The 14,081-nt window shown below is 41.4% G+C and carries 10 protein-coding genes; 9 read left to right on the top strand and 1 reads right to left on the bottom strand.

The window, feature by feature from the left end:
• Window positions 1-18 precede the first annotated feature (18 nt).
• The 9 genes from V7K53_RS29120 (at window position 19) to urtD (ending at window position 13,112) form a co-directional block, all read left to right on the top strand.
• The gene (locus V7K53_RS29120; protein WP_335200936.1) at window positions 19-3,015 is read left to right on the top strand and encodes a UPF0182 family protein; all 2,997 of its coding nucleotides are present in this window, start codon (window positions 19-21) and stop codon (window positions 3,013-3,015) included.
• A gap of 406 nt (window positions 3,016-3,421) precedes the next feature.
• On the top strand, window positions 3,422-5,092 hold the full coding sequence (locus tag V7K53_RS29115; protein WP_335200935.1) for a hypothetical protein: 1,671 nt from the start codon (window positions 3,422-3,424) through the stop codon (window positions 5,090-5,092).
• 4 nt (window positions 5,093-5,096) lie between these two features.
• Window positions 5,097-5,987: an isopenicillin N synthase family dioxygenase gene (locus V7K53_RS29110; protein WP_335200934.1), complete on the top strand. Its 891-nt coding sequence runs from the start codon at window positions 5,097-5,099 to the stop codon at window positions 5,985-5,987.
• Between the two features lie 299 nt (window positions 5,988-6,286).
• Window positions 6,287-7,426: an NAD(P)/FAD-dependent oxidoreductase gene (locus tag V7K53_RS29105; protein WP_335200933.1), complete on the top strand. Its 1,140-nt coding sequence runs from the start codon at window positions 6,287-6,289 to the stop codon at window positions 7,424-7,426.
• A gap of 316 nt (window positions 7,427-7,742) precedes the next feature.
• Entirely contained in the window at window positions 7,743-8,165 is a 423-nt protein-coding gene (locus tag V7K53_RS29100) for an ester cyclase (protein ID WP_335200932.1), read from the top strand.
• Window positions 8,166-8,636: 471 nt separating this feature from the next.
• Complete coding sequence (gene urtA / locus V7K53_RS29095) at window positions 8,637-9,953, top strand: urea ABC transporter substrate-binding protein (RefSeq protein WP_335200931.1); 1,317 nt, start codon at window positions 8,637-8,639, stop codon at window positions 9,951-9,953.
• A 128-nt stretch (window positions 9,954-10,081) separates the two neighbouring features.
• Window positions 10,082-11,242: an urea ABC transporter permease subunit UrtB gene (gene urtB, locus V7K53_RS29090; RefSeq protein WP_335200930.1), complete on the top strand. Its 1,161-nt coding sequence runs from the start codon at window positions 10,082-10,084 to the stop codon at window positions 11,240-11,242.
• A gap of 27 nt (window positions 11,243-11,269) precedes the next feature.
• The gene (urtC, locus tag V7K53_RS29085) at window positions 11,270-12,391 is read left to right on the top strand and encodes an urea ABC transporter permease subunit UrtC (RefSeq protein WP_335200929.1); all 1,122 of its coding nucleotides are present in this window, start codon (window positions 11,270-11,272) and stop codon (window positions 12,389-12,391) included.
• Window positions 12,366-13,112 (top strand): urea ABC transporter ATP-binding protein UrtD, encoded by a 747-nt coding sequence (gene urtD, locus V7K53_RS29080; RefSeq protein WP_335200928.1) that lies wholly within the window; start codon window positions 12,366-12,368, stop codon window positions 13,110-13,112. The genes urtC and urtD overlap by 26 nt, the downstream gene beginning before the upstream one ends.
• Before the next feature lie 18 nt (window positions 13,113-13,130).
• On the opposite strand, the gene V7K53_RS29075 is transcribed toward urtD, so the two are convergent.
• Window positions 13,131-13,739, bottom strand: coding sequence for a Uma2 family endonuclease (locus V7K53_RS29075; RefSeq protein WP_335200927.1), 609 nt, complete (start codon window positions 13,737-13,739; stop codon window positions 13,131-13,133).
• Between the last annotated feature and the right edge of the window lie 342 nt (window positions 13,740-14,081).

Genomic DNA, 14,081 nt, shown 5'->3' with positions numbered 1-14,081 from the left:
TCTTAAATTACATATTCAATGTATCGGAAATGGGGCTTTAGGCTATTAATCGGATTTTTCGGGCTGTGGCTACTGTTGGATCTGGGTTCCCGTCTGGGAGCAGAGATTTTTTGGTTTCGGGAAGTCGGCTATCTTCAAGTATTTTTGTTGAGGCTGCTGACTCGTGGTATTTTGTGGGTAGTCGTGGCTGGAATAACTGCTGCCTATCTACTGCTAAACCTGGCTTTGGCACAACGGCTAAAATATTCCCAGTCTCTAAAGATTGAGCAAACAGAACTCAACGGTGAATTAACAAATTTTCTCAGTCCTAATTATCCAAGACGCAACGAAACCCGGATACTTGCGCCACAACGCCCTCAAGCATTAAAATTGCACTGGTTATTACCCTTAGCTCTGATACTGAGCTTGTTGATTGGGTTAATGCTGGCTCACTATGGTCAAATTGCTCTTTTCTACTGGCATACTCCAGTCAATCAGGCTATTCTACCCGTTCCCGCCCTATTTCGACCGGAGACAATCTGGCAACTTTTGAGGCAGATTGTCTCTCAAGTCTGGTATCTCGGTTTAATAGTGGGAGTAGCGATCGCAATTTTAATCTATCCCCAATTTTTACTCACTGCGATCGCAATTCTCTCCAGTCCTATTTTTGCCTTCATCATATTCCGACACTGGCCAAAGGTGCTGGAATATTTGCACCCTACCCTTTTCAACAGCACTGAGCCTTTATTTGGTCGAGATATCAGCTTTTACGTATTTTCCTTACCCTTTTGGGAACTGCTAGAACTCTGGCTGATGGGATTATGTTTGTATGGCTTTGTCGCCGTTACTCTCACTTATCTCTTATCGGCTGACAGTTTGAGTCAGGGAATTTTCCCCGGTTTTTCGCCCCAGCAACAGCGTCATTTATTCGGTATGGGTGGCTTGTTGATGCTGGTAGTGGCTCTGAGTTATGGGCTGAGTCGCTATGAACTCGTGTATTCTAGCCGGGGAGTGAGTTATGGTGCTAGCTATACCGATGTGACAGCCCAGTTGCCAGCTTACACCGTTTTGTGCATTGTGGCAGTAGCGATCGCCTTTTACCTACTTTGGCGAACGTTGATCTGGAAACCGAAATCTCAGTATCGTCGCTTTGTCTTTTACGGGTTAGGGGTTTATTTAGTATTAGTTGTAGCTGCTGATGTTGTTTTACCTACGGTAGTGCAATATTTAATTGTTCAACCTAATGAGTTGCAACGAGAGCAACCCTACATTCAGCGGACTATTGCCTTAACTCGCCAAGCATTCGATTTAGAGGCGATCGATGTTAGAACCTTTAACCCGCAAGGAACATTGACTGAAGCTGACATCCAAAAGAATGACTTGACAATTCGCAATATTCGCCTTTGGGATGAACGACCACTCTTAGAAACTAACCGTCAGCTGCAACAAATTCGACCGTATTATCGGTTTCCCGATGCCGATATCGATCGATATACTCTGAAAACAGATGCAACTTCACGCCGACCCTCTGCCCCACAAAAGCTACCAGAGCCTAAGCAAGAAGCAGTTGAATCAACAGAACGGCGGCAGGTACTAATTGCCGCACGAGAATTAGATTACACTGGCGTACCACAGGAAGCTCAAACATGGGTTAACCGCCATTTAATTTATACCCACGGTTTTGGGTTTACTGTTAGCCCAGTTAATACAGTTGGGGCGGGTGGTCTACCAGAATATTTTGTCAAAGATATTAGCGGTAATAGTAGCGCTCTGACAACTTCTAGTGAAGCCATTCGTGAAAGTATTCCGATTGGGCAACCACGAATTTATTACGGTGAAATCGCCAATACCTATGTAATGACTGGCACAAAAGTTAGAGAGCTAGACTATCCTAGCGGTAGTGACAATGTTTACAACTCTTACGATGGTTTGGGTGGTGTTGAAATCGGTTCAGCATGGCGACGCTGGCTATTTGCCACGTATTTGAAAGATTGGCAGATGGTGCTGACGCGGGACTTTTTGGCAGAGACAAAGGTGCTACTGCGGCGAAATGTCAAGCAAAGAATTCAAGCGATCGCACCTTTCCTGAAATTTGACAGCGACCCCTATTTAGTTGCTGCTGGTGCTGCTAATCAAGATTTCCCCAGTAATCCCAGTTATCTTTATTGGATTGTTGATGCTTACACAACGAGCGATCGCTATCCATACTCAGACACTGGTAGCGATGGTATCAACTACATTCGTAACTCGATCAAGGTAGTGATTGATGCTTACAACGGCAGCGTTAATTTTTATATTGCCGATCGCAGCGACCCAATCATTGCCACTTGGTCAGCGATATTTCCCAATATGTTCAAACCGCTCAGTACAATGCCAGTCAATCTCCGCAGTCATACCCGATATCCGGTGGACTTTTTCAAAATTCAATCTGAGCGGTTGATGACTTACCACATGACCGACCCCCAAGTATTTTATAACCGGGAAGACCAGTGGCAGATTCCTAATGAAATCTATGGCAGTGAACCCCGTCCGGTAGAGCCGTATTATTTGATTACTAGCTTACCCACCGTAGACTTTGAAGAATTTCTTCTGTTTTTACCCTATACTCCCAGACAGCGGACTAATTTAATCGCTTGGTTAGCGGCGCGATCGGATGGCAAAAACTACGGTAAGCTGGTGCTATATGTCTTTCCTAAAGAACGCCTGATTTACGGAACAGAGCAAATCGAGGCGCGGATTAACCAAGATCCAGTAATTTCTCAGCAAATTTCCTTGTGGAATCGCCAGGGTTCGAGAGCGATTCAAGGCAATCTACTAGTAATTCCCATTGAGCAATCGCTGCTGTATGTCGAGCCAATCTATCTAGAAGCCACACAGAATAGTCTGCCAACTTTGGTACGGGTAGTAGTTGCCTACGAAAACCGGATTGTCATGGCGCAAACCTTAGAACAAGCATTGCAGGGAATCTTTAAACCAGAAGTTACACCAGCGCCGGCGATTATCCGTCCCTTTGAAGAAGCAGTCCCACCAGGTTAAGCGATTTTAAAACTAAAAAGTTACATAAGTATCAACATAAAAGGAGTTAAAAAAAGCGCATTTTTTTAACTCTATATTCCCTATTTTCTTTCAGTTTTTTCATCTGAAAATTTTCCTTTCAAAATTGTAGTGACTTTTTTACATACCCCCAAACTCCTTTTCAAAAGCTGCACATAAGATTCAAATTACCGTGTAACAACCTGATAATCAAGGGGTAATAGAAAACATCCTACTTTTCCTACTTTTCCTACTTTTTTTACTTTTTATCTATAATCTTTTCCTATACATGGGCCATTTACAATCAGCTATGAAGATGAATATTAAAATTAACTGATGAAATATTTCTTATGGGATATTGATAATACACTAAAAATTTATTCACCATTGATAAGCTAGAAAATTTATTATGTTTTTTTTAGATTGGAAAAGTCGATTTTTCAGTAAGTTGAATCGCCGAGATTTAAGCACTAACCAGTTAAGTTGGCTGATTATATCTAGCATCTTTTTATTTTTAGGAACTACTGGTGGTGTGGTGCAAGTTAAAACAGCACAGAAGTCAGGTTTCACACTACAACTTTTACATACTTCCGACCAAGAAGCAGGTGTCCCAGCGCTGAAGGATGCACCGAACTTTTCGGCGGTGTTGAATGCACTGAAAAATCAGGATGCTAATCGTGATGGTAAACCTGATTATCCTAATACCTTAATCCTTTCATCTGGAGATGCTTATATTCCCAGTCCCTTCTTATTTGCCAGTAACACAGTTTTTGGTGGTCAGGGACGAGGAGATATTTTAATTTTAAATGCTCTTGGTTTTAGTGCGATCGCCTTTGGCAATCATGAATTTGACTTAGGTACGGGTGTTGTTGCTGACTTGCTGCGTGCTAAAGAAGATTACCCAGGTGCAAAATTTCCCTATCTCAGTGCGAATCTAGACTTCAGCACTGATAAAGACCTGGCAAAATTAGTTACTGCTGATGGGCAAGAAGCAAGTAAAATTCCGAATAAAATTGCCCGTAGCACCATTATTACCGTCAATGATGAAAAAATTGCTGTGGTTGGGGCGACAACTCCCACACTGCGGACTATTTCTTCTCCTGGTGGTGTGACTGTGTTGCCTAAAGAATTTAATAGCCGTGATACCGCAGATATTGCCGCCTTAGCTGCTGAAATTCAAACTTCTGTTGATACGCTGCTGACAAAAAACCCAGAGATTAATAAAGTAATTCTGTTGGCACACATGCAGCAAATTGCTATTGAGCAAAAGCTAGCACAATTACTAAAGGGAGTAGATATTATTGTTGCTGGTGGTTCCAATACCTTATTAGCCGACAAAACAGACCGTCTGCGAGTGGGTAATAAATCTGCTGGAACTTATCCAATCATCAAAAAAGCCGCAGATGGAAATCCGATAGCCGTAGTTAATACCGATGGAAACTATCGCTATGTTGGTCGTCTAGTAGTTAACTTTGATGCCAAGGGAGTGATTATTCCTAAAAGTATTGACCCCAAAATTAGCGGTGTTTATGCGACTGATTCCCAAGGGGTAGCAGCTGTAGGTGGGAAACCCGATGCCAAAATTGTTGCCATTACAGAAGCGCTCAAAAAAGTGATTATTGCCCAAGATAGTCAGATTTTTGGGAAAACCAACGTTTTCCTCAACGGCTGGCGGGGTGATGTCCGCACCCAAGAAACCAATTTCGGGAATTTGACAGCCGAAGCTAATTTAGCGATCGCTAAACTCAAAGATGGAAAAGGCAAAATTATTGATGTAGTGGTGAAAAATGCAGAGTTAGTGGGTGACTCTAATCGCATCTTCCGCGCTGTCACCTTAAACTTTTTAGCAAATGGTGGTGATGGTTATCCTTTTCCGAAAACTGAAAGGATTGATTTGACATCAAAAGATGCTAAACGTACAGGTTTAGCCACCTTTGCTGCTGATGGTTCTGAACAAGATGCATTAGCAGAATATTTGGCTGCTAACTTTAAGCAGATTCCATTTGCTCAGGAGGATGTACCACCTACCAAAGATACTCGTATTCAAAATCTGAAGCTGCGTAAAGATGTGGTATTTTGAATCAATGGTCAGAATTCCAGTAATTGATTTCACTAATTTTACTAAGGGCAACGCAATAACTCGGCAAGCTGTCATCAAACAAATCTATGAAGCTTGTCATGAAATTGGCTTCATGTACTTGCAAAATTCGGGAATATCAAAAGAGCTAATCGAGGAAGTATTCACTTACAGCAAATCTTTTTTCAATTTACCTTTAGAAGTTAAGCAAAAGCAAGCTTGGAGTGATGAATTTAGTAATATGGGTTACATTGGGATTGAAAGAGAACGTCTTGACCCCAATAAACCAGGCGACTTAAAAGAAGCATTTAATGTAAACAAACAAGCGGTAGGGATAGATGCTTCTCTTGTCACCTTTTATGATAACTGTACAGAGCTTGCTAACACGATATTACAAGCTTATGCGTTGGCCTTGGAATTGCCAGAAAATTTTTTTACTATAAGACATAATCAACAAAATCATACCTTGCGCTTACTCCACTATCCACCATTGCAGACACCACCGAAACCGGGACAGGTGCGTGCTGGCGAGCATTCCGATTATGGCAGTATTACCTTACTTTTCCAAGATGACATTGGTGGGTTAGAAGTACAGACAGTATCTGGAGAGTGGATTGTCGCGGCTGCAATTCCTGATACTGTAATAGTCAATACTGGCGATTTAATGCAACGGTGGACAAATCATCGATTTTGCTCAACTAAGCATCGAGTGATGATTCCCAGCGATAAAAGAGTGAAGCAGTCGCGGTATTCTATGGCTTTTTTCTGTCATCCTAATGATGATACAGAAATTGCTTGTTTGGAGAGTTGCCAGAAAGAACAATCGCCTATTTATCCACCTATCCTTGCGGGAGAATATCTTTTACAACGTTTACAAGCAACTTATGGTAATTCTTAATGAGGCAGGAGGCAGGAAGCAGGAGGCAGGAGGCTCAGTTGGAATCCCCCTAAATTTATTTGTGGGATTTAATAAGGACGCTGTAAATATGTACTGCGCGTCACTACATACATCTTTTTTTGTTTTTCATAAATAAATTTACTTGCTCTAAACCCGCTCTTCTGTGGGCAAAAAATATATTTTCTTCCTCCTGCCTCACTTCGACTACGCGGAAATCGAGCGAAGTCGAGATTCAGTGACCACCTGCCTCCTGCCCTCTGCCTTTCTTTGGTAATTCGTAATTCAGAAAGATATTTAATATGAAAACCTACGACTGGATTGTGGTTGGCGGCGGAATTACGGGCGCTGCACTCGCTTATGAACTGGCTAAAACTGGCTCTTCTGTACTTTTGTTGGAGCAACACAGAAGACCACAGAATGCAACTCGCTATAGTTATGGTGGGCTTGCCTATTGGTCGGGTACTACACCACTAACTCGGCTATTGTGCGAAGAAGCGATCGCACGTTACGATATCCTATCTCAAGAGTTAGACGCTGATATTCAATTTCGGGAATTAGATTTATTACTGACTATTTCAGATCATAACGACCCAGAAACAACTGCGGCATTATATGATAATTGTGCCATTCCACCCAGTTTACTTAGTATTCAAGAAGCTTGTAAGTTGGAGCCGCAGTTAAATCCAGAGGCGATATCTGGTGCTTTAACTGTTAAACACGGTCATATTCACCCAGAAAAAACGGCACAAGCTTACATCCAAGCTTTTGAGCGGGCTGGGGGTGAAATGCAGATTACCCAAGTATTGCAAGTATTGCAACATGGTGTCCAAACCACCACTGCAACTTTCCACAGCGCTAACGTTGTCGTTTGTGCGGGTGGACTCAGCCGCCAGCTTCTCAAATCTGCTGGTGTTTCCATCAAGCTGTATTTTACCCACGAAGAAATCATTGAAACCCCAGCTGTTGATGTCAGGTTACGCACCTTAGTTATGCCAGCGAATCTGCAACGGTTTCAACTAGAAGCTGAATCTACTCAAGTTGATGAATTGTGGGATGAACTTGGTAATGAGTTAGTACCACCGATTTTAGATGTGGGTGCAATTCAGTTTCAAGATGGTAGTATCCGCATTGGTCAAATTAGCCGTGCGATCGCAGATCCTCATGCCGAGGTAAACTCAGACGTAAGCGAAAAATGGTTGCGAAAAGGTGCTGGTCAAATTTTACCAGTATTGGAGAATTTACCAGGGACTTGGTATCACTGCTTAGTGGCATTTAGTAGCAATCAACTTCCCTTAATTGGTGCTATCCCAGAATTTGAAGGCGTTCATGTTTTCTCTGGATTTAGTAATCCCCTAGTACTTATACCACCTTTGGCAAAGCGCTTTGCTAATTTTGCAACTGGCCAGGAAGATGAAATTATTACACAAATGCTAATCTAAAATCCCCGCAGTGAAAAGCACACATATTACTAATGCTGACACATTAGGCGCAGTCAAACTTTGGAGTTATAAAAAGTGGATATAATATCATGTTCGCGTAATCAGTTATGATTCCCATAGTCATTGCACCCCACCCCTTAATCCCCTCCCCGCAGGCGGGGTGGGGTTCTTCGGATTTAATAAAAAATCAAGCGAACATGATATAACTGCACTGATTTTAATTCAATCTCAAACTTAGTTAATTGACAATAGTGCATCTTGTCTGTCTAAATAAATAACTAGAGTTCGCCTAATTTTCAGTAAAGGAATAGCAGCAATGTCTTCCATTGAGGAGAACAAAATAATTGCTCAACGGTGGATGGAACTTATTAGCGAGCATAAAATCGAAGAAATTTGCGAGATAACCGCCCCGAATTGGAAAATGCACGGTGGTTTACCGGGACTTCCCCTTGGCCCTGAAGGAGTACGCAAACTCTTTGGCTCATTTGGGCCTATCCAGCAGAAATGGACAATTGAAGACGTAATCGCTGAAGGCGACAAAGTTGTTGTGCGTGCGACTAATACCTGCATCCAGGAGAGTTTTCTTGGCATACCAAGTCGCGGCCGTCAACAGATTTTCACCGCTACCTTCATTCATTATATTGCCGACGGAAAGATAATTGAAACCTGGCGAAACGCTGACGATCTTGGACGGGTTCTTCAGCTTGGGGCACGGATTGAACCAGGAGTATCTGAGTAATAGCAGTAGTTGATTAAAACTATTGTTGTGTTAACCAGCTATCTGTTCAGCATAGACCAGAATTTTGAAAAGAGATAAGTAGGTAAACATAATTAAATATAAAATAAACTCCTAGTTTGTAATGAGCGATTTATCGCTCAGAGCAAGGATTATCACGACTTTAGTCCTTACTACAAACTTTAAATTTATTTCTGTCTAGATACTTAGCAGTTTTTAACTGTCTAGAATCAAAGATGTTCGTGGAAGAGAAAGGTTTTGTTTTTCCATAACGTATTGCATAGATATAAGAATCTTTATAAAGTTCACAAAGCTTAATCTTAAAAAGTTTGTTTTTTATTACAAAAACAAACTTTTTTGTATAAGGCGTCACTTTTTACTAGTAAACTATCGCACTAATATCACACTTTAAAGATTGATATTGTCAGCTTTCTATAAGTTGGCTGATTCATCAACAGGAAAATTCATAAAAAGATGAGAAGACAATTTAACCGACGCAAGTTTATAATCTACGGTTCTTTAACTTTTGGAAGCAGCTTTTTTTTGAAAGCTTGCGCGAATAATTCTCCAACTGCTACACAGAGTCCAGCCGCATCTCCTACTGCTTCACCAGCGGCGGCGACTGCTGGTGACACCATCAAAGTAGGTATTTTGCACTCTCTGAGTGGTACGATGTCTATTAGTGAAAAAAGCGTTGTTGATGCTGAAAAGTTAGCAATCAAAGAAATTAACGCTGCTGGTGGTGTTTTAGGTAAACAAATTGAAGCAATTACCGAAGATGGTGCTTCTAACTGGGATACTTTTAGGGAAAAAGCAACTAAGCTAATCGATCAAGATAAAGTCGCTGTAGTCTTTGGTTGTTGGACTTCTGCTAGTCGCAAGAACGTTAAGCCAGTATTCGAGAGCAAAAACCACATGCTCTGGTATCCTGTGCAATATGAAGGTCAAGAGTGTTCTAAAAATATTTTCTACACTGGCGCTGCACCCAATCAACAAATTGAACCATCTGTTGATTGGCTGTTAAAAAATAAGGGCAAAGAATTCTTCTTAGTTGGCTCTGACTACGTTTTTCCCCGGACAGCTAATACCATCATTAAAGCTCAACTGGAAGCTTTAGGCGGAAAAACAGTTGGTGAAGATTATTTACCTCTTGGTAACACAGAAGTTACACCAATTATTACCAAAATTAAGCAAAACTTGCCCAATGGTGGCGTGATTTATAACACCTTAAATGGTGATAGCAACGTTGCTTTCTTCAAACAATTAAAAGGGGCTGGATTGACACCAGATAAATATCCCTCCATGTCTGTAAGTATTGCTGAAGAAGAAGTGAAAGCAATTGGTGTAGAGTATCTCAAAGGTCATTATGCAGCTTGGAACTATTTCCAAACAGTAGACACACCTGCTAATAAGAAGTTTGTAGCAGCTTTCAAAAAAGAATATGGTGAGAATCGGGTGACAAATGACCCAATGGAAGCAGCATACATTGCAGTTTATTTGTGGAAACAAGCAGTCCAAAAAGCTGGTACTACAGATATAGCGAAGGTAAGTGCTGCGGCTTATGGTCAAACTCTAGATGCACCTGAAGGTAAAGTGACAATGGATGCCAATCATCACATATCTAAAATTGTGCGGATTGGTCAAGTTAGACAAGATGGTTTATTTGATATTGTCTATGCTACTCCAGCAGCAGTTGAGCCAGTTCCTTGGAATCAATTTGTGAAAGAAACTAAGGGATTTGCTTGTGATTGGAGCGACCCTGCTAAGGGTGGTAAGTTCAAGAAAGTTTAATTCATTAGTCATTTGTCATTAGTCATTTGTCATTAGTCATTTGTCATCGGTTAATAGTTACAAGCAACAAAGGACAAAGGACAAAGGACTGATGACTAAAAAAGCTGATAGCTTTTGTGGAGAAATAAGTGTTAGCAGGATTTTTGGAAGCTGTATTTAATGGTATTAGTATTGGCGCGGTATTATTAATCGCGGCGTTGGGACTAGCCATTATATTTGGATTGATGGGCGTCATCAATATGGCGCATGGTGAATTGATGATGTTCGGTGCTTATACAACATTTGTTGTACAAAATATATGTAAGCAATTAGGTGGGGTGTGGTTTGAAGTCTATATCTTTTTGGCTTTGATTATTGCTTTTATCTTCACGGCTGCTGTGGGATTAATTCTAGAAAAAGGCGTGATTCGTTATCTCTATGGACGCCCATTAGAAACTTTACTAGCAACTTGGGGAGTAAGTTTAATTTTTCAGCAGTTTGTTCGCAGTGTAAATTGGGTATTGATAATTAGTCTATGCTTATTTTCTCTGCTGTTTTTTGGAGGTTTATGGATTTTAAATTCCCGCACAGATTTGGGAAGGGTTCGTAATTGGATTGTGGCGGTGATATTTTTATTATCGCTGGGGGTGACAATCACAACGGGCAATTTATTGAGTCAAACTTATCAGTTAGCAGTGACTCAACCTTGGTTTGGTGCTCAAAATGTGGATGTTACAGCACCGACTTGGTTACAAGCAGGGATATCTTTAGGCGGTGTGCAATTGCCCTTTGCTAGATTATTTATTATTGCTTTAACAATCATCTGTGTGGCGGGAATTTACTTATTTTTACAACGTTCTAGCTGGGGTTTAAGAATTCGGGCGGTGACGCAAAACCGGAGTATGAGTGCTTGTTTGGGTATCCCAACTCAAAAGGTTGATGCGATTACTTTTGCACTGGGTTCTGGTTTAGCTGGCGTGGCTGGATGTGCGATTAGTTTACTCGGTTCTGTAGGGCCAAATACGGGACAAAACTATATTATTGATACTTTTATGGTGGTTGTCGTTGGAGGTGTAGGCAATTTAGCCGGGACGATTGTGGCTGCTTTGGGTATTGGTACGGCTAATTTTTTAATTGGTTCTGGAACTCTAGCTTTATTGTTTGCTCCTGTTAAGCCTTTGGCTGATTTGTTTACTTTTTTTGCCACGACGAGTATGGCCAAGGTGATGGTATTTGCGCTGATTATTGTGTTTTTGCAGTGGAAGCCTGGGGGAATTTTTCCGCAGAAGGGACGTACTGTTGATGTTTAAACCGCCAAGACGCAGAGGACGCAGAGAATGAAAAAGAAGGGGGGAAGGTTAATTTTAATTGAGGTCGGGGTGGTAGTCGCGATCGCACTCTTCCTCATCATCATTATGCCACTGTTGCTTACGGAGTTTCGCCTGAATTTGTTGGGGCGATTTTTGTCGCTGGCGATCGCAGCTTTAGGTATCGATTTGATTTGGGGGTATACTGGTTTATTGAGTTTGGGACATGGTATTTTCTTCGGTTTGGGTGGATATGCGATCGCAATGTACCTGAAACTGCAAGTCCCTACTGGAGAATTGCCTGATTTCATGGGGCTTTATGGAGTTACTGAACTTCCCACCTTTTGGCAACCTTTTTATTCTTTTCCTTTGACAATAGCTTTGGTGGTACTAATTCCAGGGTTATTGGCGGGATTGTTAGGATATTTGGTTTTCCGAAATCGCCTCAAGGGAGTTTATTTTTCCATCTTGACTCAAGCCGGAACTATTGTATTTTTCAACTTCTTTAATGGTCAACAACAATTTTTTAACGGCACGAACGGACTGATAGATTTTACAACTTTGTTTGGGGCAACGGTGAGCGATGCCAAGACGCAGTTTGTTTTCTACACGCTGACGGTTGTGTTTCTTGCAATCACCTACGGAATTTGTCGCTGGTTGACAACTGGACGCTTTGGGAGGTTGTTGATAGCGATTCGTGATGATGAAAGTCGGGTACGATTTTCTGGCTACGACCCTACAGATTTTAAGGTGTTGGTGTTTGCAGTTTCCGGTGCGATCGCAGGTATAGCAGGAGCATTTTACACCATTCAAAGTGGTTCTGTATCACCTAGAGCAATGGATATTGCCTTTTCGATTGAAATGGTGATTTGGGTAGCAGTAGGCGGACGCGCTACTTTAATTGGCGCGATTGTCGGAACTTTGTTAGTAAATTATGCCCGTACTTTTTTAAGTGAACAATTTGCCGAAATCTGGCTATTTTTCCAAGGCGCACTATTTTTGATAGTCGTCACAGTCCTTCCTGACGGTATCGTGGGATGGTTGCGTAGTCAGAATATTTCTCTTTTCCACCGTCGTCAAGAAATTGCTACATATCCCACCTTGGAAGAAGACCCGGAAGTGCAACATGAACGCGAAAATATTGGAAACTGAAAATGTAACTGTTAGCTTTGACGGTTTTAAAGCTTTAAACCAGCTTAACTTTAGTATGGATGTGGGTGAATTACGAGTAGTAATTGGCCCCAATGGTGCGGGAAAGACAACATTTCTGGATGTGATTACGGGGAAAGTTCAGCCAACCGTGGGGCGAGTTTTATTCAAAGGAAGAAACCTGCGTTCTTTACCTGAATATAAAATTGCCCGATTGGGAATTGGGCGCAAGTTTCAAACACCTAGAATTTATCTGAACTTAACGCCCCGTGAAAATTTAGAAATTACCAGTAACAAGAAGAAAAATGTCTTTTCTACTTTGTTTGAACATTCTAATATTGTTGAAAAGAATAATATTAAAGGATTATTAGAAACCATTGGTTTAACGCCGAAAGCTGATATCAGAGCAGCTTTGCTATCTCACGGAGAAAAGCAACGTTTAGAAATTGGGATGTTAGTAGTACAGTCTCCAGATTTATTACTCGTTGATGAACCCGTTGCTGGTTTAACAGATGAAGAAACCTATAACATTGGCGAACTACTTTTAGCACTAGCGCAGAGTCATTCAATTTTAGTAATTGAACATGATATGGAATTTGTGCGTCAAATTGCCAAGAAAGTAACAGTATTACATGAAGGTTCGGTATTGTGCGAAGGAAATTTTGAAGAAGTGCAAAATGACTCTCGTGTAATTGAAGTATATCTGGGAAAACAAGAAGAATGAAAAACTCGATTCCACTTTCTATTCGCCTGGTAATTTTGGTAGGTTTGCGCTGTTAAACACCTGCTCTACTGTTAGCGCCCAATCAGCAACTACCACTGATTCCATGCAAGTAGCACCTGTAAATACCTTATCCTCATACTGTCCCTCCACCCACTGGCAAATTGTAATTTGTTGTATCTGTGGGTCAACAATCCAATACTCCAATATTTCCCTAGCAGCATACTCCGTCCGCTTGTAGCGATAATCACGAACACTGTTTGCCGTTCCCGGAGAAACAATTTCAATCACTAGCGCAGGCGGCGGCATATCACGGGTGATAGTGGCACGAGTAGCACCGATAAGGGCAGCATAAGATTCTTCTGTATGAACCATTAAGTCAGGTAAACGACATCTCGCCCGTCGCCCCGCCACCTCAATTTCTGTATCCTTGTGAGCAACTAAATAAAATGCGAAATGTTTTAGTAGCTCAACGAATAGAAATCTTGCCAGATTGCTATTCTCCTGACTTTCTGGTGGCATCTCGACTAATTCTCCATCCACCAACTCATAGCGCGTGTCTGTACCATCATCATAGGTAAGATACTCCTCAAAGGTCAGCAGTTTTTGGGTTTTCGTCGTTTGGGTCATTTGCTTTGCCTTCTTACCCTACACAGACTACCACTTTTTCTAAAACGCGAGATGTACGTTTTTGACGAGACATAAATTTGCTCTTTTAAGATACTTCTAGTTAAGAAGAATAGTAGGTTGGGTTGAGAACAGCGAAACCCAACAAAGCCTTGATAATGTTGGGTTTCGTTAGCTCTAAAATTCAGATAGGGCAAACTTTTCAAGCATATCATGTCCGCATAATTAGTTATGCTAACCACAGTCATTACACCCCACCCCCAACCCCTCCCCGCAAGCGGGGAGGCAGGGTGGTTTCATACAACGAGAGAAAAATAATAATGATTTATAGAGGGTGGAGAAAAA

This window comes from Nostoc sp., assembly GCF_036917355.1.
Lineage (GTDB): Bacteria > Cyanobacteriota > Cyanobacteriia > Cyanobacteriales > Nostocaceae > Nostoc.
This window is presented reverse-complemented; position numbering and strand designations above follow the sequence as displayed.

Excerpts from the sequence above, each read along its gene's own strand:
- V7K53_RS29120 (WP_335200936.1), top strand. The coding sequence starts at position 19 with ATGTATCGGAAATGGGGCTTTAGGCTATTAATCGGATTTTTCGGGCTG.
- V7K53_RS29115 (WP_335200935.1), top strand. The coding sequence starts at position 3,422 with ATGTTTTTTTTAGATTGGAAAAGTCGATTTTTCAGTAAGTTGAATCGC.
- V7K53_RS29110 (WP_335200934.1), top strand. The coding sequence starts at position 5,097 with ATGGTCAGAATTCCAGTAATTGATTTCACTAATTTTACTAAGGGCAAC.
- V7K53_RS29105 (WP_335200933.1), top strand. The coding sequence starts at position 6,287 with ATGAAAACCTACGACTGGATTGTGGTTGGCGGCGGAATTACGGGCGCT.
- V7K53_RS29100 (WP_335200932.1), top strand. The coding sequence starts at position 7,743 with ATGTCTTCCATTGAGGAGAACAAAATAATTGCTCAACGGTGGATGGAA.
- urtA (WP_335200931.1), top strand. The coding sequence starts at position 8,637 with ATGAGAAGACAATTTAACCGACGCAAGTTTATAATCTACGGTTCTTTA.
- urtC (WP_335200929.1), top strand. The coding sequence starts at position 11,270 with ATGAAAAAGAAGGGGGGAAGGTTAATTTTAATTGAGGTCGGGGTGGTA.
- urtD (WP_335200928.1), top strand. The coding sequence starts at position 12,366 with ATGAACGCGAAAATATTGGAAACTGAAAATGTAACTGTTAGCTTTGAC.
- V7K53_RS29075 (WP_335200927.1), bottom strand. The coding sequence starts at position 13,739 with ATGACCCAAACGACGAAAACCCAAAAACTGCTGACCTTTGAGGAGTAT.